Annotated in this window: 32 protein-coding genes; 12 read left to right on the forward strand and 20 right to left on the reverse strand. The window is 64.6% G+C overall.

Annotation, left to right across the window (positions count from 1 at the left end):
- Positions 1-116: 116 nt before the first annotated feature.
- The 9 genes from CO675_RS38565 to CO675_RS38605 all read right to left on the reverse strand — a co-directional run bounded on the left by CO675_RS38565 (position 117) and on the right by CO675_RS38605 (position 9,209).
- The gene (locus CO675_RS38565; protein ID WP_097677099.1) at positions 117-1,268 is read right to left on the reverse strand and encodes an ABC transporter substrate-binding protein; all 1,152 of its coding nucleotides are present in this window, start codon (positions 1,266-1,268) and stop codon (positions 117-119) included.
- A gap of 163 nt (positions 1,269-1,431) precedes the next feature.
- Positions 1,432-1,851, reverse strand: a complete 420-nt coding sequence (locus tag CO675_RS38570) for an acyl-CoA thioesterase (protein ID WP_097677100.1) — start codon at positions 1,849-1,851, stop codon at positions 1,432-1,434.
- Positions 1,852-1,913: 62 nt separating this feature from the next.
- On the reverse strand, positions 1,914-2,675 hold the full coding sequence (locus CO675_RS38575; protein ID WP_097677101.1) for an SDR family NAD(P)-dependent oxidoreductase: 762 nt from the start codon (positions 2,673-2,675) through the stop codon (positions 1,914-1,916).
- 20 nt (positions 2,676-2,695) lie between these two features.
- Positions 2,696-4,579, reverse strand: a complete 1,884-nt coding sequence (locus CO675_RS38580) for a feruloyl-CoA synthase (RefSeq protein WP_097677102.1) — start codon at positions 4,577-4,579, stop codon at positions 2,696-2,698.
- On the reverse strand, positions 4,576-5,370 hold the full coding sequence (locus tag CO675_RS38585; protein ID WP_097677103.1) for a crotonase/enoyl-CoA hydratase family protein: 795 nt from the start codon (positions 5,368-5,370) through the stop codon (positions 4,576-4,578). Before CO675_RS38585 ends, CO675_RS38580 begins: the two co-directional genes overlap by 4 nt.
- A gap of 262 nt (positions 5,371-5,632) precedes the next feature.
- Positions 5,633-6,094 carry a DUF3237 domain-containing protein gene (locus tag CO675_RS38590; protein ID WP_097677104.1) on the reverse strand — a complete coding sequence of 154 codons (462 nt, stop codon included), beginning with the start codon at positions 6,092-6,094 and terminating at the stop codon, positions 5,633-5,635.
- Between the two features lie 4 nt (positions 6,095-6,098).
- A complete protein-coding gene (locus tag CO675_RS38595) occupies positions 6,099-7,403 on the reverse strand; it encodes a TRAP transporter large permease (RefSeq protein WP_097677135.1) in 1,305 nt (434 codons plus the stop codon).
- 18 nt (positions 7,404-7,421) lie between these two features.
- The gene (locus CO675_RS38600) at positions 7,422-7,931 is read right to left on the reverse strand and encodes a TRAP transporter small permease (RefSeq protein ID WP_097677136.1); all 510 of its coding nucleotides are present in this window, start codon (positions 7,929-7,931) and stop codon (positions 7,422-7,424) included.
- Positions 7,932-8,183: 252 nt separating this feature from the next.
- Entirely contained in the window at positions 8,184-9,209 is a 1,026-nt protein-coding gene (locus CO675_RS38605; RefSeq protein ID WP_097677105.1) for a TRAP transporter substrate-binding protein, read from the reverse strand.
- 268 nt (positions 9,210-9,477) lie between these two features.
- Here CO675_RS38605 and pobA point away from each other — a divergent pair, with 268 nt between their 5' ends.
- The 3 genes from pobA to CO675_RS38620 all read left to right on the forward strand — a co-directional run bounded on the left by pobA (position 9,478) and on the right by CO675_RS38620 (position 12,002).
- Positions 9,478-10,647: a 4-hydroxybenzoate 3-monooxygenase gene (gene pobA, locus CO675_RS38610; protein ID WP_097677106.1), complete on the forward strand. Its 1,170-nt coding sequence runs from the start codon at positions 9,478-9,480 to the stop codon at positions 10,645-10,647.
- Between the two features lie 198 nt (positions 10,648-10,845).
- Complete coding sequence (locus tag CO675_RS38615; protein WP_158231372.1) at positions 10,846-11,424, forward strand: glutathione S-transferase family protein; 579 nt, start codon at positions 10,846-10,848, stop codon at positions 11,422-11,424.
- Between the two features lie 122 nt (positions 11,425-11,546).
- Positions 11,547-12,002, forward strand: a complete 456-nt coding sequence (locus CO675_RS38620) for a PaaI family thioesterase (protein ID WP_097677137.1) — start codon at positions 11,547-11,549, stop codon at positions 12,000-12,002.
- A gap of 11 nt (positions 12,003-12,013) precedes the next feature.
- Here CO675_RS38620 and CO675_RS38625 read toward each other — a convergent pair whose 3' ends face one another.
- Positions 12,014-12,907 (reverse strand): LysR family transcriptional regulator, encoded by an 894-nt coding sequence (locus CO675_RS38625; protein ID WP_097677108.1) that lies wholly within the window; start codon positions 12,905-12,907, stop codon positions 12,014-12,016.
- Between the two features lie 118 nt (positions 12,908-13,025).
- Here CO675_RS38625 and CO675_RS38630 point away from each other — a divergent pair, with 118 nt between their 5' ends.
- A complete protein-coding gene (locus CO675_RS38630; RefSeq protein WP_097677109.1) occupies positions 13,026-13,658 on the forward strand; it encodes a pyridoxamine 5'-phosphate oxidase family protein in 633 nt (210 codons plus the stop codon).
- On the opposite strand, the gene CO675_RS38635 is transcribed toward CO675_RS38630, so the two are convergent.
- Positions 13,655-14,386: a glutathione S-transferase family protein gene (locus CO675_RS38635; protein ID WP_097677110.1), complete on the reverse strand. Its 732-nt coding sequence runs from the start codon at positions 14,384-14,386 to the stop codon at positions 13,655-13,657. The two genes, CO675_RS38630 and CO675_RS38635, sit on opposite strands and share 4 nt — an antisense overlap.
- 64 nt (positions 14,387-14,450) lie before the next feature.
- Positions 14,451-14,684, reverse strand: coding sequence for a hypothetical protein (locus CO675_RS38640; protein ID WP_097677111.1), 234 nt, complete (start codon positions 14,682-14,684; stop codon positions 14,451-14,453).
- Positions 14,685-14,865: 181 nt separating this feature from the next.
- Here CO675_RS38640 and CO675_RS38645 point away from each other — a divergent pair, with 181 nt between their 5' ends.
- On the forward strand, positions 14,866-15,564 hold the full coding sequence (locus tag CO675_RS38645) for a helix-turn-helix transcriptional regulator (RefSeq protein WP_028336549.1): 699 nt from the start codon (positions 14,866-14,868) through the stop codon (positions 15,562-15,564).
- Positions 15,564-15,899: a YkgJ family cysteine cluster protein gene (locus CO675_RS38650; protein ID WP_097677112.1), complete on the forward strand. Its 336-nt coding sequence runs from the start codon at positions 15,564-15,566 to the stop codon at positions 15,897-15,899. The genes CO675_RS38645 and CO675_RS38650 overlap by 1 nt, the downstream gene beginning before the upstream one ends.
- Positions 15,900-15,990: 91 nt before the next feature.
- Here CO675_RS38650 and CO675_RS38655 read toward each other — a convergent pair whose 3' ends face one another.
- Entirely contained in the window at positions 15,991-16,398 is a 408-nt protein-coding gene (locus tag CO675_RS38655) for a hypothetical protein (protein ID WP_097677113.1), read from the reverse strand.
- A gap of 174 nt (positions 16,399-16,572) precedes the next feature.
- Positions 16,573-16,926: a DUF3307 domain-containing protein gene (locus CO675_RS38660; RefSeq protein WP_198964900.1), complete on the reverse strand. Its 354-nt coding sequence runs from the start codon at positions 16,924-16,926 to the stop codon at positions 16,573-16,575.
- A gap of 419 nt (positions 16,927-17,345) precedes the next feature.
- On the opposite strand from CO675_RS38660, the gene CO675_RS38665 reads away from it, so the two are divergent.
- On the forward strand, positions 17,346-18,746 hold the full coding sequence (locus CO675_RS38665) for a TAXI family TRAP transporter solute-binding subunit (protein ID WP_097677115.1): 1,401 nt from the start codon (positions 17,346-17,348) through the stop codon (positions 18,744-18,746).
- A gap of 244 nt (positions 18,747-18,990) precedes the next feature.
- On the opposite strand, the gene CO675_RS38670 is transcribed toward CO675_RS38665, so the two are convergent.
- The 3 genes from CO675_RS38670 to CO675_RS38680 all read right to left on the reverse strand — a co-directional run bounded on the left by CO675_RS38670 (position 18,991) and on the right by CO675_RS38680 (position 20,607).
- Entirely contained in the window at positions 18,991-19,749 is a 759-nt protein-coding gene (locus tag CO675_RS38670) for a Crp/Fnr family transcriptional regulator (RefSeq protein WP_097677138.1), read from the reverse strand.
- Between the two features lie 197 nt (positions 19,750-19,946).
- Positions 19,947-20,309 (reverse strand): PRC-barrel domain-containing protein, encoded by a 363-nt coding sequence (locus CO675_RS38675; protein ID WP_097677116.1) that lies wholly within the window; start codon positions 20,307-20,309, stop codon positions 19,947-19,949.
- Positions 20,310-20,400: 91 nt separating this feature from the next.
- On the reverse strand, positions 20,401-20,607 hold the full coding sequence (locus CO675_RS38680; protein ID WP_097677117.1) for a hypothetical protein: 207 nt from the start codon (positions 20,605-20,607) through the stop codon (positions 20,401-20,403).
- Between the two features lie 231 nt (positions 20,608-20,838).
- On the opposite strand from CO675_RS38680, the gene CO675_RS38685 reads away from it, so the two are divergent.
- The 3 genes from CO675_RS38685 to CO675_RS38695 are packed head-to-tail and all read left to right on the forward strand — an operon-like array spanning position 20,839 to position 21,556.
- On the forward strand, positions 20,839-21,030 hold the full coding sequence (locus CO675_RS38685; RefSeq protein ID WP_097677118.1) for a hypothetical protein: 192 nt from the start codon (positions 20,839-20,841) through the stop codon (positions 21,028-21,030).
- Positions 21,031-21,069: 39 nt separating this feature from the next.
- On the forward strand, positions 21,070-21,285 hold the full coding sequence (locus tag CO675_RS38690) for a hypothetical protein (RefSeq protein WP_097677119.1): 216 nt from the start codon (positions 21,070-21,072) through the stop codon (positions 21,283-21,285).
- Between the two features lie 49 nt (positions 21,286-21,334).
- Positions 21,335-21,556 (forward strand): hypothetical protein, encoded by a 222-nt coding sequence (locus tag CO675_RS38695; protein ID WP_097677120.1) that lies wholly within the window; start codon positions 21,335-21,337, stop codon positions 21,554-21,556.
- Between the two features lie 129 nt (positions 21,557-21,685).
- Here CO675_RS38695 and CO675_RS38700 read toward each other — a convergent pair whose 3' ends face one another.
- Positions 21,686-22,600 (reverse strand): DUF6537 domain-containing protein, encoded by a 915-nt coding sequence (locus CO675_RS38700; protein ID WP_198964901.1) that lies wholly within the window; start codon positions 22,598-22,600, stop codon positions 21,686-21,688.
- A complete protein-coding gene (locus tag CO675_RS38705) occupies positions 22,597-23,268 on the reverse strand; it encodes a Crp/Fnr family transcriptional regulator (RefSeq protein WP_097677122.1) in 672 nt (223 codons plus the stop codon). The genes CO675_RS38700 and CO675_RS38705 overlap by 4 nt, the downstream gene beginning before the upstream one ends.
- A 318-nt stretch (positions 23,269-23,586) precedes the next feature.
- Here CO675_RS38705 and CO675_RS38710 point away from each other — a divergent pair, with 318 nt between their 5' ends.
- Together CO675_RS38710 and CO675_RS38715 are read left to right on the forward strand one after the other, a co-directional pair.
- Positions 23,587-24,699 (forward strand): cyclic nucleotide-gated ion channel, encoded by a 1,113-nt coding sequence (locus CO675_RS38710; protein WP_097677123.1) that lies wholly within the window; start codon positions 23,587-23,589, stop codon positions 24,697-24,699.
- Between the two features lie 11 nt (positions 24,700-24,710).
- Positions 24,711-25,496 carry an enoyl-CoA hydratase/isomerase family protein gene (locus CO675_RS38715; protein WP_097677139.1) on the forward strand — a complete coding sequence of 262 codons (786 nt, stop codon included), beginning with the start codon at positions 24,711-24,713 and terminating at the stop codon, positions 25,494-25,496.
- 422 nt (positions 25,497-25,918) lie between these two features.
- Here CO675_RS38715 and CO675_RS38720 read toward each other — a convergent pair whose 3' ends face one another.
- Positions 25,919-26,353, reverse strand: coding sequence for a DUF6157 family protein (locus tag CO675_RS38720; protein ID WP_097677124.1), 435 nt, complete (start codon positions 26,351-26,353; stop codon positions 25,919-25,921).
- Positions 26,354-26,359: the final 6 nt, after the last annotated feature.

The raw sequence follows: 26,359 nt of genomic DNA on the forward strand, positions 1-26,359 counted from the left end.
GGCAACACTACTCCACAGCCATATGCGATTCCCCTACCCCTCCAGGGGAGGGTCAAGAAAAAAGCCGGCCCCGCATCGGAGGCCGGCTCGTTCGTTTTCACAGCGAGCGCCCAAGCTCACATCGCCGGGATGTATTTGCCGTCCTTGACCGTGAGCAGGATGCGCGAGCGGTCGTCGAGGCCGTAGCGGTCCTTTTCGGTCCAGTTGTAGACGCCCTGGCTCGCCACGATCTCCTTCTCGGAGACGAAGGCCTGGCGAATCGCCTCGCGGAATTCCGGCGTGCCGGGCTTGGCGGTCTTCAGCGCCGTCGGGATGATGCGCTTCAGCACCTCGAAGGCGTCGAAGGAATGGCCGGCGAACTGGCTGCGGCTGTTGGCGCCGTACTTGGCTTCATAGGCCGCGTTCAGCGTCAGGCCCGGCTTCTTGGTCAGCGCGCTGTCGGGCTGAGTCTCCGGCGACATGATCGGGCCGGCCGACATGATGACGCCTTCCGCCGACGCGCCCGCGATGCGGATGAAGTCCATCGTGGCGGCACCGTGGGTCTGGTAGATCAGGCCCTTGTAGCCGCGCTCGCGCAGCGCGGTCTGCGGCAGCGCCGCGGCGGTGCCGGAAGCGCCGACCAGGATGGCGTCGGGATTGGCGGCGACGAGCTTCAGCACCTGGCCCGCGACCGACGTATCCGGACGCGCGAAGCGCTCCTCATCGGTCATGGTCAGGCCCATCGGCACGGCCTGCGCCTTGAAGTCGTTGACCCAGAGGTCGCCGTAGGAATCCGAATAGCCGATATAACCGACGGTCTTGATGTTGTGCGCCTTCATGTGCTCGTAGAGCACCTTGCCCATGATCGGAATCGACTGCGGCAGGTCGACCGACCATTTCGCGCGGGCGTCGTTGATCGGGAACGGCGCGAGACCGAGATGCGGGATGCCGGCCTCGTTGGCGACCGTCGATACCGCGATCGTCGTCGGCGTGATGCAGGAGCCCATGATGATGTCGGCCTTGGACTCGGTGACGAAGCGCCGCGTATTGGTGGTCGCAGCCGTCGGATCGCCGGCGTCGTCGAGCACGATCAGCTTCAGCGGCACGCCGCCGATCTCCTTCGGCACGAAATCGAGCGCGTTGCGCTCGGGGATGCCGAGCGCCGCGGCGGGACCGGTGGTCGAGATCGAGATGCCGATGGTGATCTCATTGGTCTGCGCCAGCGCGGGTGCGACCGGCAGCGCGACAGCAGCTGCGAGCACTGTTGCGGCGAAAGTGGCCTTCCTCATTCATTCCTCCCTGCAGATAAGTTTTTTGGGTTTAAACCAGTTTTGCGGGCCAATTCAGCCCCTTCTTTAGAGCATGATCCGGAAAAGTGGAAACCGGTTTTCCGAGAGGATCATGCTCCGAAAGTCGAGTCATGAGGCTGCGAGTCAGGCCTTCACGACCACGTCAGCCGTTCATGAAGCGGTCGATGACCTCCTGCGGAAACGGCGCCGATTTCAGCCTGGCGGGATCGTCCGGGTGGCGGCCGACCAGCACCCTTGTCTCGAACGCCTCGATGGCCAACGCCTCGCCCTTGAACACGCGGTGCACCACCTCGAAGCTCGAGCGCTTGATGCTCTCGATCCGGCTCTCGATGGTAATCCAGTCGCCATGGGTCGACGGAATGTGGAATTTCGCCCGCGTGTCGACCATCGGAATGCCGACCAGGCCGTATTTGTGAACGAGGTCCTGCTTCGAGCAGCCGGCGGCCTCGAACATGATCGAGGTCGAGTCGTCGAACATCGCGAAGTAGCGCGGGTAGTAGACGATGTTGGCGGGGTCGCAATCTCCCCACTGGATCTGCACGTCGCGCCGATTGACGAACATGGTGTATCCTCGATTGAGCGTGAGCGATCCGGAAGGCGTTTTGCGCCCTTCCGGATCATGCGTCAGCGCGGCGCCATCCGGAGCGCGGCATCGAGCCGCACCACTTCGCCGTTCAGATAGGGATTGTCGATCATGTGCAACGCCAGCGAGGCGAACTCGTCGGCCTGGCCCAGCCGGCGCGGGAACGGGATCGCAGCGGCGAGCGAATCCTGCGCCTCCTGCGGCAGTCCGGCCAGCAAGGGCGTCATGAACAGGCCGGGCGCGATGGTCAGCACGCGGATGCCGAATTGCGCGAGCTCGCGCGCGATCGGCAGCGTCATCGCGACGATGCCGCCCTTGGAGGCCGAATAGGCCGCCTGCCCGATCTGGCCGTCATAGGCCGCGACCGACGCCGTCGAGATCACGACGCCGCGTTCGCCGGTCGCAAGCGGCTCGAGCTTCGCCATCTCTGATGTCGCAAGCCGCAGCATGTTGAACGAGCCGATCAGGTTGACCTTGATCACCTTGTCGAAGTCGGCGAGCGCCATCGGCCCTTCGCGACCGATCACGCGTTTGGCGACGCCTATGCCGGCACAGTTGACCAGCACGCGCGCCGGGCCGTGCGCCTTGGCGGCGGCAGCGACCGCGGCTTCGGCCGCCGCTGCATCGGCCACGTCGCAGACGACCGGAATGCCGCCGATCTCGGCGGCGACGCTCTCGGCGAGCTTGGCGTTGAGGTCGCAGACCGCGACCTTGGCACCCAGCGCAGCCAGCCGGCGCGCGGTCGCCGCACCCAATCCCGATGCACCGCCGGTGACGATGGCGGCCTGGTTCTTCAACTGCATGGCATTCTCTCCTTGAATGGTCAGACGAGTTTGATCACCGATGCCGGCGGCACCGGCGCATAGAGCGCTTCGATGATGTCAGTGCGATGCTCCAGCACCGCGCGCTGGTTGATCGAGCCCTTGTCGGTGACCTCGCCGCGATCGATCGACAGCGGCGTATCGAGCAGGATCGCTCGCGCGATCCGGTTCGACGAACCCGTGGCGCTCGCAAGGACGCGCGCGAAGCGCTCGCGGAAGGCGGCACGCACCAGCGGATCATTGGCCGCGGCCGTAATGTCGCCAGCGGCCAGCGCTGGATTGATCAGGCGGCAGCCATCGAGATCGAGGATCACGATCGCCGCCAGCTCGTCGCGGTTGAGCCCCGCGATCACGACGTCACGCACCAGCGGCGCGCAGGTGCCGACAAAGCGCGCCCGCAACGGCCCGACGCTGACCCAGGTGCCACTCGCCAGCTTGAAATCCTCGGCGATGCGGCCGTCGAAATCGAAACCGGCATCGAGATCGCCGGCGTTGGCAGGCTTCAGCGCATCGCCAAACTTGTAGAAGCCCTCCTCGTCGAACGCCTTGGCGGTCAGTTCGGGCTGCCGCCAGTAGCCGGGCGTCACGTTCGGACCCCTGGCGCGCACCTCGAGCTTGCCGTTGTTGGGCACGAGCTTCGCATCATTGCCCGACACCGGAAGCCCGACATGGCCGGAGCGGCTGGTATCGGGCCGCACCGACATGAAGAACGGCGAGGTCTCGGTGGCGCCGAGCCCGGTCAGCATGGGGACGCGATAACCCTTCTCCTGCACTGCGAGCGCATCGAGGCTGTTCCAGATGAATGGCGACAACGCGGCTCCCGAGAAGAACATCGCATGCAGCCGGTGGAAGAACTTTGCCCGCAGGCCGGCATCGTCGCGCAGATAGGGCAGCAGCGATTCATAGCCCTTGGGCACGTTGAAATAGACCGTCGGCGAGATCTCGCGCAGGTTTCGCACGGTCTCCTCGATGCCGCCGGGCATCGGCTTGCCCTCATCGAGATACATCGAGCCGCCGTTGAACAGCGTCAACCCGACATTGTGATTGCCGCCAAAGGTGTGATTCCACGGCAGCCAATCGACGATGACAGGCGGCTCGTCCTTCAGGAACGCCAACGTCTCGCGCAGCATCACCTGATTGGCGCAGATCATGCGCTGGGTGTTGATGACCGCCTTGGGATTGCCGGTCGAACCCGACGTCAGCAGGAATTTCGCGATCGTGTCCGGACCGATCGCGGCATGGGCCGCGTCAAGGCGCGGATCTTCCGGCGTTGCGATCAGATCGGCGAGCCGGGTCACCTCGCGGCCAGGCACGGTGCCGCGGCTTGCGGCGATCTCGACACCGGGGCCGACATTGGTGCGCAGGGCGTCGGCGAATTTGTCGGCGTCGTCGACGAAGACCAGGCCCGGCGTGAGCAGCTTGATGACGAAGCTAAGCTTACCGTAGTCGCGCGACACCAGCGAATAGGCCGGCGACACCGGGCAGAACGGAATGCCGGCATAGAGCGCGCCGAGCGCGATCAGCGCGTGATCGATCGAATTGCCCGACAGGACGACGATCGGCCGCTCGGCCGATAGCCCGCGCGCGATCAGCGCGGACGCGATGCGCCGGGTCGTCTCCAGCAATTGCGCGTAGGTGATCTGACGCCAGCCGCCGCCGGCTGCACGTTCGGCCATGAACACCCGGCTCGGCTCGGCCTTCGCCCAGTGATGCAGCCGGTCGGTGAGACGAACGGGGTAATCGGCGAGATTGAGCTTGGGGCGAAGATAGATCGTGCCGTCGTCGCGGCGCTCGACGGTGACGTCGGGGTTGCCGAACGAGATCGGGCGCAGCGGGTGCGCGCTCGCGGTGGGCGCAGACGCAGTTATATTAGCCTTGGCGCTCATGTCGGCTTCACCTTGGCGGTCTTGCGATCCAGGAAGGCACGGATGCGCCTCTTGGCTTCCTTGTCGCTCTGCGCCACCGTCGCCATCAGCGATTCCATCAAGAGGCCGGTCTGCGGATTGGCCTCGGCGATCATCGGCAGCGCCTGCAACACGGCGAAATTGGTCAGCGGCGCGTTGGCGGCGACGCGCTCGGCAAGCTCCAGCGCTTTCGGCAGCGCACCGTCGGCCTCGGTGAGATATTGCGAGAAGCCGTAGGCGGCGCCCTCGGTCGCCGAATAGACCCGGCCGGTCAGCATCATGTCCGCCATCCTGGGTACGCCGATCAGGCGCGGCAGCCGCACCGATCCGCCGCCGCCGACGAAGATGCCGCGCTGGCCCTCGGGCAGCGCGAAATAGGCCGACGGCTCGGCGACCCGGATATGCGCAGCGCACGCAAGCTCCAGCCCGCCGCCGATCACGGCGCCCTTCAGCGCCGCGATGACAGGCACGCGGCAATACTGGATGCGGTCGAACACGCGGTGCCACATCTGGGAATGCACCAGCCCCTCGGTGGCGTCGCGCTCGGTCAGTTCGGAGAGATCGAGGCCGGACGAGAAGTGATCGCCGACGCCATGGATGACGACGGCGCCGACCGTATCGGGAATCGCGGAAAAGCAATCGCGCAGCGCCAGGATGATGCCGTCGTTCAGCGCGTTGCGCTTGGCGGGCCGGTTGAGCCCGACGGTCAGCACCGCTCCTCGCGTCTCGATCCTGAGCAGCGAGGCATCACCCGCGTCGGCAGCGTTTCCCATGGCGTTATTGTTTCCTATTCAGAATAGTTATGTTTTATAACTATCATCGCAGGAGTCAAGACTGGGCGCGTCGTGCGACGCAGCCTTGCACCCTCCCCTGGAGGGGGAGGGTCGGCTCACATGAAGCGAAGCGGAATGGGAGCCGGGGTGGGGTGACGGGCTCTCCACCCGGGCAGTATCCCGTGTGGAGAGATCACCCCACCTCGCCGCGCATTGCATGCGCGTCGATCCTCCCCCTCCAGGTGAGGATGACCGCGGAGCCTCACAACACCTGATGCACGTCGATCACGACGCGGTCGGCGTGGCGGGCGGCGGAGCCGATGAATATGTGCTCCATCAGCCAGCGGTACTTTTCGGCGCCGGTTTCGAATTTCGGCACGGTGCGGAAGTAGATCAGCTTCGGATCGACCGGTGCGCCGCGCTTGAGCTTCTCGAGCAGATCGAGCGGTCCGAAGCGAATGCCCTTGTTTTCGACATAGATGACGGCGCCGTCGTCGGTCTCAAAGGCGTATTTTGCCTCCAGTTCGATCAGTTCGCTCGGCCGGATGATCTGGAAGTCGGCGCCGAAGGGCAGCACCTTGCCGTTGACGGTCTCGCCCCTCACCTCGCCGCCGATGATCGGAATGATGCGGCGGACGCCGGTGCCGATGTCGCCGGCCGAGGTGACCTCGGCGATTCGGGCGGTGATGGTGAAGACGTATCTGGTCTGAAGCTCGGGTGTCATTGATCTAGCCTATCATGCGCTGCGGCAACCAGGTCGCCAGCAGCGGGAACAGGATCAGGATCACCAGCCGGATCAGATCGGTGATCACGAACGGCAGCACGCCGACGAAGATCGTCGACATGTTGACGTCCTTGATCACGCTCTTGATCACGAACACGTTCATGCCGACCGGCGGATGGATCAGCCCGAGCTCCACTGTCATGACGATGATGATGCCGAACCAGATCGGATCGAAGCCGAGCGCTGTCACCACCGGGAACACGATCGGCACGGTGAGGATCACCATCGCCATCGCGTCCATCAGGCAGCCGAGCACCAGATACATCATCAGGATCAGCGCCAGCACGCCATAGGGCCCGATGCCGAGCCCGGTGAGGAACTCAGTGACGTTCTGCGGCGTCTGGGTGATGGTGAGGAAATAGCCGAAGCACAGCGCGCCGATCAGCACCGTGAACACCGCTGCCGCGGTGCGCGTCGCCTGCAGCAGCGATTGCAGGATGCCGTCCTTGGTCAGCTTGCCGCGGAGGATGCCGATGATGAAGGCGCCGACCGCGCCGACTGCGCCCGCTTCGGTCGGGACGAAGAAGCCGCCATAGAGGCCGCCGATCACGAACAGGAACAGCAGCAGCGGCGACCAGACGTCGCGCATCGCAAGCGCGCGCTCATGCCACGACGCCTTCTTGCCTGCCGGCAGGAACCCCGGCCGCGTCACGCCGATGATGCCGATCGTGATCATGTGCATCAGGATCGCGAGCAGGCCCGGCACCACGCCAGCGATGAACAGCTTGCCGATGTCCTGCTGGGTGATGATGCCGTACACCGCGAGCACCGTGGACGGCGGCAGCATCGCGCCGAGCGTGCCGCCGACCGCGATCACGCCGGTGGAAAACGATTGCGGATAGCCGAAGCGGCGCATCTCGGGATAGGCCACCGCGGAGAAGGTCGCAGCGGTCGCAACCGACGAGCCCGAGATCGCGGCAAAGCCGCCGCAGGCGGCGATGGTCGCAATGCCGAGCCCGCCCTTCCAATGGCCGACAAAGGTGTTGGCGGCGCGGAACAGCTCGCGGCTGATGCCGGAGACGGACACGAAGGCGCCCATCAACAGGAACATCGGGATCACGCCGAAGGAATAGTCCGTCACCGTGCGCATCGTGGTCTGGCCGACCAGCTTCAGCGCCGGCGCAAAGCCGGTGAGATAGCCAAAGCCGGTGATGCCGACGAGGCCCATCGCCATGCCGACGGGGACACGCAACAGCATCAACGCGAACAGGCTGACGAAGCCGATGACGGCGACGGCCTCGGGACTCAAATCGAGACTCATGGCCGTCTACTCCGCAGTCTTGATCTTGGCATCGTGGATATCTTCCGGATGGAAGATCAGGCGGTAGGTCCGGATCGCAATCAGCAGCACCGCGGAGACGTCGCCGAGCCACGACACCAGGAAGAACGGCCAGACCGGAACGCCGAGATCCATCGTGACGATGTGGCTGTTCCTGGTGTCGATCACCTTGTCGACCAGCGTGTAGGTCTGCACCGTCACCACGAACAGCAGCACCAGCGTCGCGAAGATGTCGATCCAGCGCTGATAGCGCGGCGCGGCATTGGCCCAGACCAGATCCACGGTGATGTGGGTGCCGCGATAGCTCGTCGCCGCGATGCCCCAGAAGATCAGGATGCCGAGCAGGAACTGGCCGAAATTGTAGTAGTCGGGGATCGTCACCGCGAAGAACTTGCGCATGAACACCGCGGTGAAGGTGTTGAGCGCGACGACGCCGACGAAGAAGGCCGCCACCCATTCGATCGAATCGATGAAGCGGTCCATGAAATTCTTGCGCACCGGCTCGGGTGGACCGGTGATCGCGCCGTCCTGGGAAACTTCGGCAGATTGCGTCATGCGTTGCTTCGATTGGCTCCCTCGTCCCGCTCTTGCGGGCCCGAGACGAGCATAGCTCGCTCTTGGAGGGTCGGGTGAGGGGCTGCTTCCACGAGTTGTGAACGCGGTGAGACCTGTACCCCTTCACCCGGATCGCATCTGACGGTGCGATCCGACCTCTCCCCGCAAGAGGGGAGAGGTGAAGGGGCAACGGGATCAGATCCCCGCCTCGTACTTCTTCAGCGTAGCCTGCAGATCGGCCTCGATCTTCTCGGCATCGCCGCCGGCCTTCTTCACCGCTTCGGCCCAGCTGTCGCGCAGCGGCTTGACCGCCTTCTTCCACTCGGCGAGCTGATCCGCCGTCAGCGGATAGACCTCGTGGCCCTGCAGCGCCTTCATCTTGGTGCGGCCGTTGGCTTCGAAATCGGTCCAGGGATCGGTGACCTTGGAGGCCCATTCCGGCGTGCAGTGATCGTCGATCACCTTCTTCTGGGCATCCGACATCGCATTATATTTGGCGAGGTTGATGTTGTAGGTGAACACCGTCGTGTAGAGCGGCACGTCCATGTGGTACTTCACCACCTTGTCGATGCCGAACAGGAAGATCGAGCCCCAGGGGAAGGTGATCTCGTCGGCGACGCCGCGCTCGATCGCGTCGCGCGATTCCGGCGCGGAGGCCTGCACATTGGTGCCGCCGAACATCTTCACCATCTCGCCGATGGTGCTCTGCGCCGGCCGCACCTTCACGCCGGAGAGGTCGCTCGGCAGCAGGATCTTCTTCTTGCCGTGCAGCGCGCCCGGATCGTGGATGAAGGCGAAGCAGAGCTTGGTGTCCTTCATCTCGGTCGGCGCGTATTTGTGGTACCACTCGTTGAGCGCCAGTGTGCCCTTCTTGCCGTCCGAGAACACGAACGGGAGCTGGCCTGCAGCCGCGATCGGGAACCGGCCCGGCTGATAGCCGGGATTGACGTAGGTGACGTCGGCGATGCCGTCGCGCGCCATGTCGTAATGGTCGAACGCCTTGCCGAGCTGCTCGGACGGAAACACGGTGACCTTGATGGTGCCGCCCGACGCCTTCTCGATATCGGCGGCCCAGGCCTGCGTCGCCGGAACCAGCGGATGCGCCGGCGGCACCCACAGCGACACTTTGAGATTGACGGTCTTGTCCTGCGCCTGCGAAGGACCTGCGGCCGGCACGATGGCGACGGCTGCCATCAGCAGCGCCAACAAACTCTTCCTCATCACCTCTCCTCCTCTCCAGGACGGGCTTGGTGCCCGGTCTCATTACTTAACATGTTATCTAATTCGCGCAGATATTCAAGACGAAATCCGCAGGGACGACGCCTCGTCGCACCCGGTCCCTCCGGCATCTTGCGCTGCGGCGAACGCTAGTCCCGCGCAAATCCGCCTTGCCAAAACTGTTATATGATATAGTTGCCTTGGCAAGTTGATGACGGCCGCCCGGCGCAAGCGCCCGGCTGGAAGCCTATCCGATCGGGAGGAGCAGGTGTTGCGGACAAAAGTAGCAATCATTGGCGCAGGTCCGGCCGGACTGTTGCTTGGGCAACTACTTCATACTTTCGGCGTAGACAACGTCATTCTCGAGCGGCAGACGCCGGATTACGTGCTGGGCCGGATTCGCGCCGGCCTGCTCGAGGAAGGCACCGTGTCGCTGCTCGACAGCGTCGGCGCCGCCGCCCGGCTGCACCAGGAAGGCCTGGTTCATCACGGCGTCGAGCTGGCGTTCGGCGGCGCGCGGCACCGCATCGACATGCATGCGGCGACCGGCAAGACCGTGACCATCTACGGCCAGACCGAGGTCACGCTCGACCTGATGAACGCGCGCAAGGCGGCCGGCCTGACCACGGTCTACTCCGCCGCCGACGTCAAGCCGCACGATTTCGACACCGATCATCCGCGCGTCGCTTACGTCAAGGACGGGGTCACCCACGAGATCGCCTGCGATTTCATCGCTGGCTGCGACGGCTTCCACGGGATCAGCCGCGCCAGCGTGCCGGCGTCGGCGATCACCAGCTATGAACGGGTGTATCCGTTCGGCTGGCTCGGCATCCTGTCGGAAACGCCGCCGGTCTCGCCGGAGCTGATCTACAACAACCACGCGCGCGGCTTCGCACTGTGCACGATGCGCTCGACGCATCGCAGCCGCTACTACGTGCAGTGCCCGCTCGACGATCATGTCGATCAATGGTCGGACGACCGGTTCTGGGACGAATTGAAGCGGCGTCTCGACCAGAAGGCCGCCGACGAGATCATCACCGGCCCGTCGATCGAAAAGAGCATCGCGCCGCTGCGCAGCTTCGTCGCCGAACCGATGCGGTTCGGCCGGATGTTCCTCGCCGGCGACGCCTCGCACATCGTGCCGCCGACCGGTGCCAAGGGGCTGAACCTTGCCGCCAGCGACGTGCATTATCTGTCACAGGCACTGCGCGAATATTACGACGAGAAATCCTCCGCCGGCCTCGACGGCTATTCGGGACGCGCGCTGGCGCGGGTCTGGAAGGCGGTGCGCTTCTCCTGGTGGATGACCTCGATGCTGCACAAATTCCCGGACGAAGGCGAATTCGCCGCGCGCATCCAGATCGCCGAGCTCGACTACCTCGTCAGCTCGAAGGCGGCGTCGACCTCGCTGTCGGAGAATTATGTGGGGCTGCCGTTCTAAGCACGGAGACGATTCCTGACCCGTCATCCTGACGAGCGCGAAGCGCGTCTCGAAGGATGAATGGCCACCAGCCGGGCCGTCGCCCCTTCGAGACGGCCGCTCCGCGGCCTCCGCAGGGTGACGGAATTGGAGATCGCGCTTGCGTCAGGCGCGCCTGACGTTCAGCTTCCGCATCACAACGACGCAGGAGCAGCCCCCATGCTCACCCTCTACTTCGCACCGGGCGCCAGTTCGATGGCGGTGCATATCGCCTTGCACGAGATCGGCACCGGCTTCGAGGCCCACCCGATGTCGTTCAAGCGCAACGACATGCGTGCGCCCGGCTATCTCGCGCTCAATCCGGAAGGCAAGGTCCCGACGCTCCTGATCGACGGCCGGCCGCTGACCGAGGTCGCGGCGATCCTGTTCTATCTCGCCCGGCGCTATCCTGAAGCCGAGTTGCTGCCGCGCGACGATATCGAGGCCGAGGCGCAGGCGCTGTCGTGGATGTCCTTAATCGCCTCGACGCTGCATCCGGCACGGGCGCGCGGGCTCGACCACGCGAAGACCGTCTGGGGCGTCGCCGACCGCCGCCTCGGTCACGGCTGGGCGATCGGCAGCTATTCGGTCGCCGACATCCATCTGTTCCGCCTGTACTGGCGGCTCGCCAATTCGCTGAAGCTGCCGCCGGAGACGTTCCCCAACCTCATGGCGCATTACGAGAAGATGATGGCGCGCCCGGCGGTGCAGAAGACGATCGAGATCGAGAGCGAGGTCGGCTACGAATTGCCGGCGTGACCAGTCGCAGCGTTCGCGCTTTCAAACACCCACGCAAATCCCGTTTAAAACTTTGTAGGCGGTGAAACCGTGATCGACATCGCGTTCAATGGCGTCAACGCAACGTCATGCACGAGATTCAGATGACCACCGATACGCAAGTCGCCCCCGACATTCCTCAGGACATCCCCGAAGGCTTCGAGCCGCTGTTCCGCAAGAGCCCGCTCACCGAGCCCTGGGAGCCGCTCTATGCAAAGAAGACCGAGCGATCCGTCATCATCGGCCTGCGGCTGGCGAGGCCGCACACCAATGGCCGCGGCCTGATCCATGGCGGGCTGATCGCAGCACTCTCCGACAATGCGATGGGCTATAGCTGCGGCCAGGCGACCGGCTGGACCACCTCGTATGTGACGATCTCGCTCACGGTCGATTTCGTCGGCTCCGCCAATGTCGGGCAGTGGCTCTCAATCGAGAGCGATGTGATCAAGACCGGCAGCACGATCTGCTTCGCGCAGAGCCTGATCAAGGCCGACGGCGTGACGATCGCGCGCGCCAGCGGCACGTTCCGCGTGGTGCCGAAGAAGGCGCCGGTGAACTAAGCGCTTTCGCGCTAGGCGAAGTGCCAGTCGGTGATCTCGGTAACGAGATCGATGAAGGTCCGCACCTTGGCCGACAGCAGGCGGGATGTCGGGTAGACGACATGGATCGGCACCGGCGGCTGCTCGAATTCGGCGAGCACGATCCGGAGTCGCCGCGCCTTGAGCGATTCGGCGGCCTGGTAGGCCATCACCCGGGTCAGCCCGCCGTCCTGCTCGGCGTACTGGATGGCGGCATCCGAACTGTTGCTGGTGAAGCGCGGCGTCGGCGTGATGCGGATCTCCTGGCCGTCCTCCATGAAGCGCCAGTCCGGCGTCGCGGTCATCGCGCCGAACTGGATGGTGTCATGGGTGGTCAGGTCCGCCGGACGCTTCGGCTCGCCGCGAAGCTTGAGATAGCCGTGTGACGCCACCACGATGCGGCGCATCTGGCCGACATGGCGCGCCACCAGCGTCGAATCCGGCAGGTGCCCGAGCCTGACCGCGAGGTCGACGCCGTCCTCAACGAGGTTGATCCGGCGGTCCGACAGCCGCAGGTCGACGCCGACGTCGGGATAGCGTTTCAGATAGGCTGATACGACGGGGCTGACATGCAGCCGCCCGAAGCCGAACGGCGCCGAGATCACGAGGCGGCCTTCGGGGCGGGTGCGCTCGCTCTCCACCGCGTCCTCGGCCTCCTCGACGTCGGCGAGGATCCGCCGCGCCCGCTCGAGGTAGCGCGAGCCGGCGTCGGTCAGCGTCACCTGCCGCGTGGTCCGCTGCAGGAGCCGCGCGCCGAGCCGCTCCTCCAGCGCCGCGATCAGCCGCGTGATGGCCGATGGCGACAGGCCGAGCTTGCGGGCGGCGGGGGCAAACCCCTCGAGGTCCGCCACCGCGACGAAGGCCTGCATGGCGTCGATCCGGTCCATGAAACTATTGCATAATCGGCAATAGTGAAGTGTCAATGCACCAGATTGCCTACGATCCGGAAATACCCATGTTGGGGGCCGCGGACGGCCGCTTTGTCGCCCGTGGCGGGAGGCTGAGATGTCAGAGGTTCACAGCTATTCGAGCGATGTCGGCTTCACCCCGGCGGTGAAGGAAATCCAGACCCGCAAGGGTTCGCGCGCGACCTATGCCGAGGTCGAAGCCCATGGCGGCTGGCAAACCGAGGTCGACGAGAACCTCGCGGCCTTCCTCGCCAACACCAACAGCTTCTATCTCGCCACCGCCTCGGCCGGCGGTCAGCCCTACATCCAGCATCGCGGCGGCCCGAAGGGCTTTATCAAGGTGCTCGACAAGCACACCATCGCGTTCGCCGACTACAGCGGCAACCGGCAATTCATCACCCAGGGCAATTTGTCGGAGAACCCGAAGGCCTACATCTTCGTGATGAATTACGCGCATCGGCAACGGGTGAAGATCTGGGGCGAGGCGCGGGTGGTGGAGGACGATCCGGCGCTGACGCGCTCGCTGATGCCGCAGGGCTATCGCGCGCGGCCCGAGCAGGTGATCCTGTTCAGGGTCGCGGCGTGGGACAGCAACTGCCCGCAGCACATCCCGCAGAAATTCGATGCGGCCGATGTGGCGACCGCACTCGCCTCACGCGACCAGCGCATTGCGGAGCTCGAGGCGGAGCTCGCCGCTTTGAAGGGCGAGCCCGCACCTGTTGCCACCTAGGCAGCTTGCTGCTGCAGCGGCGCCCAAGCGAACTCCGGATAATATTGCTGCATCATGCGGCCGACATAGGCGGTGAGATTGTCGAATTTTTCGGTGCGCTCGCGCAGCGGCGAATCGAAGAACGGCGTCAGGATTCCCGCCAGCGCGCCGAACGCGGTGGCGTCGGTGCCGCACGGGGCGTTGCCCATCAGATAGGGCTTGTCGCCGAGCTGCACCGACAGCGCAAACAGCGAGCGGAGCGCGAGATCGACGTCCTCGTCCGGGCCGTGGCGGCCAAGCCCGCTCAACAGATAGTTCTCGGCGACGCGGAACTGGGCGTCCTCGCGCATCTTGTCGCGCATGTGATCGGGCGCGCCGTCGAAGAAATGCGCAGGCCCCTTGGCAAAATTGGTGTCGTCGACCCAGCGCGCGCCGACCAGCGCCCAGTAGACGTGATGCTCGATCATGCGTTCGAAGGCCCAGGCCTGCGCGCGTGCCTGCAGGCTCAGCGGCGCGTCGAAATCGAAGCCGTATTTGCCCTCGATATGGGCGCGGATGAAGGTCGAATCGGCGATCGTCTCGCCGTCATCGGCGATGAAGGGCAGCTGCCCCTTGGGAGAAGCCGGCGGCATCGCCTTTTCCTTGCGATACTCAAGCCCGGCCATCTTGAGCTGGACCTCGGTCTTGGTCACGAAGGGGCTGATTTCCGGCAAGCCGAAGCCCGTGCCAAAGCCAAAAAGCGTAATCATCTGAAGCTCCAGATCGCCTGTGGTCGTGAATTGAAGCTAGCCGCCCCCTGCTGCCAGCATGGTGTCAGCAGTAGTGGCATTCACTGTCGAGCGGGCCGACGGGCGCGAGGCGGCGAACCGCCTCGCGAACGCGCTTGACCAGCCGTGCCCGCCCGTAGGACCAGGCTGCGCTGATGGATTGAGCGACCAGCGCGACCAGGGCCCAGCGCAGGTCGCCGGAGGTGGAGTAGACTGTGACCAGCTGTTCCAGCGCGAAGCTCTGCGCCTGCCTGAAACCGAGTTCGTCAAGATTCGTCATGGACAAATTCCCTTCACTTGAGGTGTTGTCCTGATATAGCCCCCACCTGCTGCCAACATGCTGTCAGCAGCAGTGACAGGGGGCGCGAAAAGCCGACGCGCCGAGAGCCTCGAGACCCGTCAAGACACTCGTCAAGACAGCTGCCAAAACGACTGCCAACAGAGCGACCGAGAGAATTGCCATGAGACGCGCCGACCGGCTGTTTCAGATCATCCAGGTGCTCCGCCGCACCCGTAAGCCTTTGACCGCGGATGCGATCGCAGCCGAACTCGAGACATCGAAGCGGACCATCTATCGCGACATCGCCAGCCTGATCGAGCAGCGGGTGCCGATCCGCGGCGAGGCCGGCATGGGCTACATCCTGGAGAAAGGCTTCGACCTGCCGCCCTTGATGCTGACACCCGACGAGATCGAAGCCTGCGTGCTCGGCGCGCAATGGGTGGTCGGCCACGCCGATCCGGCGCTGGCGCGCGCGGCCGAGGACCTGATGGCCAAGATCGCCGAGACCGTGCCCGACCGCTTGCGGCCGTTCGTGCTGGAGCCGGCAAGCCGCGCCCGCTCCGCCTGGAACCGGGAGCCCGACCGTATCGACATGGTGAGGACCCGCAGCCAGATCCACGAGGGCAAGAAGATCACGCTCAACTATCGCGACGAGCATGGCCGCGACTCTGAGCGTACGATCTGGCCAATCGCGGTCGGCTATCACGAGGCGGTGCGGCTGCTCGCCGCCTGGTGCGAGCTGCGCAAGGATTTCCGCAGCTTCCGCACCGACCGCGTGGTCACCGCTGTTTATCACGACGAGAAGTATCCGGAGCGGCGCGACCTGCTGAGGGCGCGCTGGCGGCGCAGCCTGGTGTGGGAAGCACCGAGGGACACCTGATGACCGGCAACGCGATCGACGCGGCGGACGTGAGCCCCTGCCAGTCCTGCGGCGCCTGCTGCAGCTATTCGGCGAATTGGCCGCGTTTCACCGTGGAGGACGACGCACAGCTCGATCTGATCCCGCCGCAATTCGTCAATGCGCGGCAGTCGGGGATGCGCTGCGAGGGTGACCGCTGCTCGGCGCTGTCAGGCAGGGTCGGAGAGGCCACGCGCTGCGAGGTCTATGCGGTGCGGCCGGAGGTGTGCCGAACCTGTCTGCCGGGCGATGCGGAATGCGCGATGGCGCGGCGCCGGCACGGGCTGCCGCTCATCGCGAGCGCGCAGCCGGATTGAGCGCGGCCTTCTTATTTGCGCATGATCTCCGCGCAAACGCATTCCGCGTTTGTCGCGAGGGAAAACCGGTTTCCACTTTTCCCGATCATGCTTAAGCCGTCACAGTCACCGTCTCGCCGACGTCCTCGTCATCGAGCTCGTCGTCGACAACAGGCGCAAAACTCGACAGCGGCTTGGTCGACAGCGTGATCGGCTTGCGGCCGCCATGCGACACGGTCGCAACGCGAGCCGGCTCGCGCGACAACGCGTAGAGCGTCGACCCGACACGGCCGCCCCAATTGGCCAGCTCCCACTCGCTGCAGCTCGACGCAATCGCGAGTGCAAGCGCATGCAGATGGCTGCGGCGGTAGCAGAACAGCGCGAGCATCGCCCTGACGTCGGGCGCGACATTGGCAACCAGCAGCGAAAGCCCGTTCGGATTGGCGCGGTACATCTGGCCGAGCAAGTCGTCCGCAACTGGGCAGGCATCGTTCTCGAACGCGTCGCGGCTTGAAAACATTTGCAAATCCCCCTCGATCGGGAAGATGCCGCGCAATCCTCTAACGAAAGGTTAACCACGGCCTCCGGTCGCTTCCGGGGACCCTTGCCCGTTGCACGCGAATCACATCCGCCCGCAGCAAGCCGCAGGGACGTGGTCAGGGATGGGATGAGGAAAAAGACGTCCGCGCGCCGTTCAGTTCGCGGCCATGTAGATCGACAGCGCGAATCCGGTGAGGTGGTGCAGCGCCTGGTCGACCCCGATCAGGGTCCAGAACCAGGGATGGCCGGACTCCAGCGTTACGCCGAAATGCGAGGCGCAGATTCCCTTGCAGCGATCGATGATGATGTGGATCACGAAGTCGATGAAGGCGACGTACCAGAACCGCGGCGCCACCACCAGGATCAGCGCCAGCGCGACCGCGAGATGGACCAGGCAATGCGCGAGCAGAGGCATGGCCCAGCCGGTCTTCTGGTCCTTGCCGATCGCCATCCAGGCGTTCTGCAGCATGAAGTCAGCGATGATGTGCTTTGCGGTGAGAAGCAACATCCATCCCACCAGGGCACCAACCGACACCGACGATGACATGGAAGGAAACAACAAGCTGACGCCCTTTTACTTCGATGAATGTGATTGCAAGAAATCCGGGTCAGGCCGTCAGCGCGATTCCGCAAAGCGAAGCTTGTCTCATTTATGACATCTCCGGCGGCGGAATGCACCTGCGGCCCCTCGAAAATCACATCTGGGTTCAGCCGTCGATAGTGGCGATGGTCATGTGGCACCGCGGCGCAGGCGAACCGGGATTAAGGTTACGGCGGGCGGCCGGTTTGCATTCGCGCCGGGGAGGTATATCGTCGGCCGCACAGGAAATTTTCTTTCTTTTATAGTCATTTACGGATTCACCGGGCAGCGCCGCGCCGTTGCGGCAACGGGCCGTCCCGGACGGGTGATGAGCCAGGTGATCAGCCATGAGTGCCGAAGCCCCCGCGCCTTCGCCGACGCCGCCGCGACCACGCCCACCGGTCGCCAAGAGCAACCGCGCGCAGATCATCATCTTCACCCTGCTGACGCTGTTCTTGAGCGCGATCACCGTGGTCGGCGGCCGCCTCTGGCTGCGCAATTCGGAAACGCTGGTGTTCGCGGTCGGCGACGCCAACGGCCCGGAGGCCAAGTTCGCCGGCCGCCTCGCCACCGTGCTGAAGAACAATTCGTCCCGGCTGCGGCTGAAGATCGCGCCGAACCCCGACAACGCCAAGGCGCTGGCCCAGTTCGATCGCCGCGCCGCAACGCTCGCGATCCTTCGCACCGATGCAAGGGTGCCGCCGCGCGCCCGCGCCATCGCGATCCTCGAGCATGACGTGGTGCTGGTGCTGAGCCCCGGCGGCAAGAAGATCAAGTCGCTGACCGAACTGAAGAGGAAGAAGATCGCAGTCGTCGGCGACGGCGAGAATAGCGTCAATTTCGTCCGCAGCGCACTGGAGATTTCCGACAGCCCGGATGCGGCGCAGCGGGTGCAGCAGGCGCCGCCGAACACGCCGTTCGACAGATTGTTCGCGTCCGGCTTTGGCGCCGTGGTCGCGATCGAGCATGCCTCGAAGATCGTCAAGGACAAGACCTACGAGCAATATGCCAAGCGCTCCGGTGGCTTCACCTTGAACGCGATCGACGAGGCCAAGGCGCTGGCGCGCAAATATCCGGCGATCTCGGAGGAGACGGTCTCGACCGGCATGCTGTCATCCGCGCCGGCGATCCCCGACGACGACGTCGACACGATCGGGCTGGAATGGCTGCTGGTCGCGCAATCCTCGATGTCCACGACAACGGCGGCCGAACTCGCGCGCGTTGTCTACGAGAACAAGTCCGAACTCGCGCTCGACGACGGCTTCGCCTCCAAGATCGAGCCGGCCGCGACCGACAAGGACGCCTTCATCGTCGCCCACCAGGGCGCGGCAGAATACATCAACGACGATACCAAGTCGTTCATGGATCGCTACAGCGACGTGATGTATCTCGGCGCCGCCGCGCTCAGCATCATCGGCTCGATCTTCGCTGGGATCTACACCAAGATCACCCGCATCGCGCCCGAGAAGGCCAGCGAACTGGCGAGCCGGATCCTCGACATCGGCGAGCGCGTCGAGCACACCACATGCGCCGAACATCTCGACGAATTGCAGGACGAGCTCGAAGCGATCTTGCGCGGCGCGGTGATCGGCTTGCGCGACGGCACCGTTTCCAGCGACGGCCTCGACACCTTCAAGCTGGGCTACGAGCTGGTCCGCGACGAGATCGCGCTGCGCCGCGACCATCTCAAGCGCCACCCGCCGGCAGTCGATGACAATCTCGTGGTGGTGAAGACCGCGAACGGGTGAGGCGGTAGTGCCGCATCCACCACTGTCGTCCCCGCGCTCGCGCTACATACACCGCTGTCATCCTGGCGAAACCAGGATCCATTACCACCGCTTTCGGTGTTGAACGGGATCGCGGCCCCAGCACCGTGCAACAACTGAAATTTGGGGTAATGGGTCCCGGCTTACGCCAGGACGACACCAGGTATGATCAGCGACCTGTGAATCATGCACCGCGCGCTCGCGACTTGCCACGCCGGGCGCCCCGTCACCCCGCCGCGGCGTCCGCCGCCCCGACGGCGTCGAGCTGCCGTCCCTCGCGGTCCATATGCAAATAGTTCGGGTTGAACAGGCCGGCGCGCATCAGCCGGTCGAGGTTGGGGACGGCCAGGGTCTTTCCCTTGAGCACGATCAGGCCGCCGGCGCGCAGCTCCTGCAGGGTCCGGTTGACGTGGACCTTGGAAAGCCCGGTGGCGTCGGCGAGGTCGCCCTGGGTCAGCGGAAAATCGCAGCTGTCGCCCTGGGTCAGGCCGGCGAGACGCAGCCGGAGCCAGATCTCGCAGAGCAGATGGGCCATCCGCTCCAGCGCCGTGCGCTGGCCGAGGCTCATGGTCCATTCGCGCTGGATCGCGGCATTGACCAGGGTTTCCCACCAGAACGCGGTGACGATCCGCGGGTGTTCGGCTGCGACCCTGTCGAAGAAATCGCGGGAGAGGTCGGCGATCGACACCGCGGTGACGGTGCCGATCGAATGATCCATCTCGCGCAGGATGAAGACATTCACATCGCAGATGTCACCGGGCAGGAAGAACGACACCACCTGGCGCCGGCCGTCCTCGAGCTGTTTGTAGCGGTAGGCCCAGCCGGACAAGATCAGGTGGACGTCTTTCGGCTTCTCGCCTTCACGGACGATATCGACACGCGGCCCGAAGTGACGAACGCGTTCGGTCGACGCCCGATTGAGAATAACGTGGTCTACCGGCGAAAGCCGTACGAACTGCTCCAATTTCCGGACTAGCGACGCCAACGACATAGGTCTCCCCGGATGTTTAATCGGGTAACCGCCGGGCCGATTTCAATAACGTATGTTACATTGCACAGCTATTGCCGTATGTTCACTAGTGTACAGACGCCAGAAGACGCGACGGTTACGTCCTCAAGTGCCGTACATCTCGGTTTTGAAGGAGACCGGCGGAGGCGCGGTGCACTCCGGGCCGACGCCGCTCAGACGATCGGCACGCCGTAGTAATCGTTCACCGCGCGGGCGGTACCGATATCGGCCCAATTCCAGTCACGCTCGCTGCCGTATTTCGGCGCGCCGCGCAGCTGGTCTTCGGTTACGCCGGTGACATAGCCGCCCAGCCTTGTGTCGTATTTGAGCGATTGCCAGGGCAGCGGATAATGGTCGTTGCCGAGACCGAGGATGCCGCCGAAGCCGAGCACCGCATAGGATACCCGCCCGCTCTTCTTATCGATCATTACGCGTTCGATCGAGCCGATCTTACGCTCGTCCGATCCATAGACCGCGGTACCCTCGACCTTGTCGCTGCCGATCAGGTTTCCGAGCTCTTTCTCGTCCATCGCCATGTCAGTTCTCCACTGATCTCCCAAGGCCAACGGCGGAGCGAGACCGTCGTTCCTGCCGCATTGCGGCAGTAGCTCCACAGCGAAACACCGTTCAGCCTGCCGGAGGATCGCCGCGATCGTCTGACGCCATCCCGGAGCCCGGCGCCTTGTCGGGATCGCTCAGCTTCGGATCACGCGTTGCTTCACGCGCCGGCGGCTTTCGGGTGTCGGTCTTGTGAGCCGTTCGCGCGCGCTCCTTGTCGGCCGGCTGCTCCTGACCCTTCTCATCCTTCACGATACCCTGATTGGAATGTGCCATTGTCCATCTCCTCAAAAGATATGCGGGCCCCAGCGATGAAATTCGCCGAGGCCCGTCACCGGAGTGGTCCACTGCCTTTCGGGGAGCAAAGCAGCGAACGCGTGAGTGTTACGCATGGCACCGACGATCGTTCCTGCACTTCTGAGGGCGATTTCGTTCGACTGATGTCATGGGTTAACGACGGCATTTTGGGAACATGCCAAAAATTGCTGGTTCCAGCGCGGAGGCGGCATGATCAAGAAGAAACGCAACAGGTCGCGGCCTCCCGGATCGTTCGAGGACCGCCTGCAAAAATTCGCCGAGGATTCGCGCATCGCAGCACGCAAGCTGCCGCCGGGACGGGAGCGCGAAACGCTGATGAAGAAAGCCAGACAGACCGAGACCGTGATGGAAGTCAGCGAATGGCTGATGCCCAACAAATAGCCGCAAGCCCCGAAAGAGGGCCGCGACGGGAGAGCTGCGATGATCGAGGAACGATTTGATTCACATACGCTGGCTGCCATGAACTTTGCGCTCGACCATGTCTGCGCCGGCGCTCTTCATGGCGAGGAACATGACACCCGCAGGCGCGTTGCCAGATACATCATCAAATGTGCCAAGAGCGGCAGGACGACGCTCTCCGAGCTCACCGAAGCCGGACAACAGGCGCTGGCCAAGGTTACCGCCGCGGCAGGATGATCAGCGCACTGCCTAGCTGCTCTCGGCCTTCAGCAAAGGCAGATCACGCATGCGCATTGCAATCAGCATCGGCCTGCTGGCACTTCTGGCCGCTGTCGGCGCCTACGCTTATGAAGGCTTAGCCATACCCGACGCACCGGCGCCGGCGTACGCAATTGTCATCTTCTCGATCGGAATCGTGCTTCTCGCTGCGGCCTGCGTCGGCCTGATGGGCCTGCTGTTCTATTCCAGCCGCCGCGGCTACGACGAGCCGCCGCACATCAAGCGGTAGTGGATGGCGAAGCAGAGCCGCGGGAAGCCCTTCAGACCCGCTACCCTGAGGAGCGCGCAGCGCCTCTCGAAGGGTGCACGGCCACAGTCGGGCCGTCGACCCTTCGAGACGCGCGCACGAGCGCGCTCCTCAGGGTGACGGGGATGGACTCGCCGGCACCCGGGCGCGGATCTCGGCGATCTTGCGCTTCAACGCGGCCTGCCGCGGATCCGGCATGATGGCGGCGCGGGCTTCGGTGATGGCGGCGGCAAGATCGGGAAGCGCGAGCACGCCGTCGAAGGTCGGCTTGACCAGCCCGTCGATGATCACGTGCCAGTCCGCGATGCCCTGGCGATAGGGATCGCCGTAGCCCTGGATCATGGTCGCGGTCTCTACGACCGCCGGGGCCGCGCCCGGCTGCTTGGCCAGGCTGCGGTCGATCATGTGCAGCCAGCGCTCGACCCAGACACGCTCCTTGGCGTAGCGCCCCGAGAACAGCCGCCAGCGCTTCAGGCCGGCCTCGATCCTGAGCCGGCGAACGCTGAAGCGGGTGTTGGCGCTGAAGCGGATCGAGACCCGGCGGCGGCGCCAGCCGAACTGGTCGAGCACGGCAAGCACCGGATCGGCGACCATCTCCGGCAGGGCGTCGATCAACTCGTCAAGACGGAGCTTCTTGACGTCGTCAGCCGCGCGCGCGGCGAGGCCACCCGCCGCATTGACTTCGCCGAGCTTGAGCTGGGCGATGCGGATCGCGTCCTCATAGGCCATGCGCTCCGCCATCAGCCGCGCGATCTCGGCAAGCAGGCCATCGTCGACGCCGCGGCGGCCGACGAAGCGCTTGAGCCGGTCGATATAGAGCTGGGCGTAGCTGGTGCTCTGATAGGCGATCAAGAGATGGATAGCGTCGGTGACCGCAGGCCCGAGGTGGTCCGGGCAAGCTTCGGGCAGCACCGGCGGGCCCTCGTCCTCATCGCCGATGATATCGGCAAACAGGTAACGAAGCGAAGCCAGCAGACTGTCGTCATCCGGCACTGCGGCACCTCCAGAACTCGTCGCGGGGCTCATGCAGGTTTGGGCTCCGCGACCTGTGGTGGGGTGGCGTGCTGCGCGAGCCGCTGCTCGAGCGTCGCGATATTCTCGAACAGGCGGGCGCTGAACAGACGCAGGAGGTAGAAGCCGAACGCCGGGTTCTGAACGTAGAGCTGCTCGACCTGGTCATAGGTCACCGACAGCACCATGCCGGCTTCGACGCACTCCAGCGTCTGGGTTCGCGTGTTCGACGGCGACAGCATCCCGAACTCGCCGACCAGGGCGCCGACCGGCAGCTCGATGCCGGATTCGACCAGGCGGAAGCGACCGCTGACAATGTAGAACATGCTGTCGGCCTTCTCGTCCTTGTAGAACAGGACTTCGCCCGCGGAGCATTTGCGCTCCGTCGTGAACGGCCTGAGCCAGTCCATCGATAGATCGCTGTTGACCGATTTCTTCACGCTGCGGACGAGCTGCAGCATCTGGTGCAACCGATAGGTGTTCACCGGCAGCAGCACGGCATGCAGGATCAGCGTTGCGTAATTATGGGTCGGGACGGCGGTCGCGATCAGGATGATGTTGGTCAGGATGGCGAAGACCCGCAACGGAATCATGGTCCGCATCGACAGCGTGGCGACCACGAAGATCGATGCGAAGAAACTGCCGGCGGCGCCGGCGTGCTCCGCGAGATGTGAGGTATCCATCGGAAACCAACCAATTTCTCAAGAAGTGAACAAGATCGCCTTATTAGTCGCTTCATTCCGGCCGAGGTCGCATTAGCGACCAGCATCCCTGATATACGGTGAAAAAGCGACGATTTGTCTGATTTCTCACATTCGCGGGCGCAAAAACGGGCCAACATGGTTAGGCCATTCGTCCAACATTTGAGACGTTCGCCGCGATCATCCCGCCACCGCCTGCGCGTTGACGGCCTCAACCGGGAGAGGCACGTTGTGACGATAGGCTCCGCCGTTCGCGGGGCCTCAATTGCAGCAGTTCAGCGACAGGCAAGCTCCGTTCCGATGTCCAAGCCGCTCGTCCTTCCGGCCTTGACGCGCTTCGTTTCCGCCACCGCCGGCCGCAACATGACCACGGCAGCCTATGTCGCGGTCACGGTCGGTGTCGCCATGATGACGCTGCTGACGGTCGCGCCGGCCCATGACGCGGCCCCGCACTGGGTCGATGCGCTGCTGTGGGCCTGCCTTGCCTATTTCGTGTTCGAGTGGCTGGTGCGGCTGCGGCACATGCGGCGGCAGGACAAGCTCTGGTTCTACGCGCTGTCCAGCGCCGGCATCGTCGATGCGATCGGCGCACTGGCGGTGCCGCTGGCGCTGCTCGCCGGCATCGAGCCGAAGACCGCATGGCTGCTCGGCGTGCTCTGGGTGCTCAAGGTGGTGCCGGGCATTCCCGGCCTGCGCCAGCTCCGGCGCGTGCTTGTGGTGGAATCCGGCCCGCTGCTCAGCGTGCTGGTGATCTTCCTGATGGTGGTGTTCCTGGCCTCGGTCGCCGAATACTTCCTGGAGCGGGATGTCCAGCCGCAGACCTTCGGCAGCGTGCCGGCGGCGCTGTGGTGGGCGGTGGTGACGCTGACCACGACCGGCTATGGCGACGTGGTGCCGATCACCCCGCTCGGCCGCATCGTTGCCGCCATGGTGATGATTTCGGGCCTCGGCGTATTCGGGCTGTGGACCGGTATTCTGGCGACCGGCTTTGCCGCCGAAACCCGCCGCGACAATTTTCTGAGAACCTGGGAGACCGTCAGCAAGGTACCGTTCTTCGCGCATCTCGGCCCGGCCGCGATCGCCGACGTCACCCAGGTGCTGCGGACCATGGACCTGCCGCCGCGCACCATGATCATCCGCAAGGATACCAATGGCGACTGCATGTATTTCGTCGCCGCCGGCGAGGTCGAGGTCGACCTGCCCGGACGCAAGGTGAAGCTCGGCGAAGGCGCGTTTTTCGGCGAGATGGCGCTGCTCGGCAACGCCAAGCGGGGCGCCAGCGTCTCGACCAGCAAGGTGACCCGGCTGTTGGTGCTTGACCTCGTCGATTTCCGCCTGTTGATGGCAAGGCATCCCGATCTCGCCGAGACCATCGACGCCGAGGCGAAGCGGCGCGAACTCGAGAATCAATGATGGAGACTGACATGGCCGAGTTGGCCGACACCGCCAGCGGACCCGTGCTCGAAATCGCCGGCGCCCGCGCCACGATCCGCCTCAACCGGCCGAAGCATCTCAATCGCCTGCAGGCCGAAGACCTCGGCGATCTCGTCAGGCTGTTCGACCGGATCGAGGCCGACCCTGCGATCCGCGTGCTGGTGCTGACCGGAACCGGCCGCGCATTCTCCGCCGGCTATGACCTCAACTCGGTGGCCGAGCGCGCGGTGAGCGCCAATGAGCAGCAGAGCGCGGGCTCGGCGTTCGAGGTCGTGGTCAACCGGCTCGAGGATCTCTGCGTGCCGACGATCTGCCGGCTCAACGGCGGCGTCTACGGCGGCTCGACCGATCTCGCGCTGGCCTGCGATTTCCGCATCGGCGTCGATACCGCTGAGATGTTCATGCCCGCGGCGCGGCTCGGGCTGCACTATTACAGGAGCGGCATCCAGCGCTATGTCACGAGGCTCGGCGTCGACAACGCCAAGATGCTGTTCCTGACCGCGCAGAAGATCACGGCGCCCGAGATGCTGCGGATCGGCTACCTCACCGCCATGGTGTCGCTCGACCTGCTCGACGAGGAGGTCGACAAGCTGGCCACGATCCTGGCCGGCAATGCGCCCAAGGCGATGGCCGGCATGAAGCGCGCCATCAACGAATTCGCACGCGGCGAACTGGATGAGGCCGCCGCCGACCAGCGCCACCGCGACAGCATGCGCGGCGACGAGATCAAGGAAGGCATCAAGGCCTTCGCCGAGAAGCGGGCACCGCGGTTTTAGCGATCACGGCATGCGCCTTCACCCTCCCTGGAGGAGCACTCGCGGGGAGGCGCGTTGCCAAAATATCGAAAACAACCCCATGCAAAGTAGCCGGCGGTGGCCGGCGTTCGACCAGGCTACTTGACACGTCGGGCAACTCACGGATATTTTCCAATATTCCGAAATCACGCAGCCGCACGCTCGCCCCGAGGGCATATGGCATTCGCGCGCTTCTGTAAGCGACGTTTCCACGTCGTCATGGCCGATAGTCATATGCGATAGTCCTGCCCCTGGAGGGGACCGTCGGCTCACATGGAGCGTAGCGGAACGTGAGACGGGGTGGGGTGATCTCTCAGCCGGAACGGCGCCCGAGTGGAGAGATCACCCCACCTCGGTTCGCATTACATGTGAACAGATCCTCCCCTCTAGGGGGATAAGAAGCGTCACGCCCGCTTGCTCCGCATCGCGCGCGTCTGCGCGACCTCCGGGTCGCGGGCGAGCGCCTGGTAGCGCTTGCTGTCGACGGCGTAGAGTGCGATGCGGCCTTCGGCGTCGGCGTGGACGCCCCAGCCGAAGCGCTTGCCGAGCGGCGAGGCGCGCATGCAGGCCTGGCCACGCGAGAAGAACGTCTCGCGGGCGAGGCTGCGCGCCTTCTTCGCCGCTTTCGGATCGAGCGCGCGGCCGGCCGACGACGTCGCGAACACCACGTCGTCGGAGGTGTATTTGTAGGGCGCGCCTGCGATCATCCGGAATTGCAGCACGGCAACCGTCGGCTGGCCGCCACGCAGCTGCGGCTCCTCACCGCGCTGCGCCGGGCAATCCTCGGCGACACGGATCAGGGTGTTGAAGCAGTTGGTGCTGTACAGCGGTTTTGCCATCGGCAC

The organism is Bradyrhizobium sp. C9, from assembly GCF_002532045.1.
GTDB lineage: Bacteria > Pseudomonadota > Alphaproteobacteria > Rhizobiales > Xanthobacteraceae > Bradyrhizobium.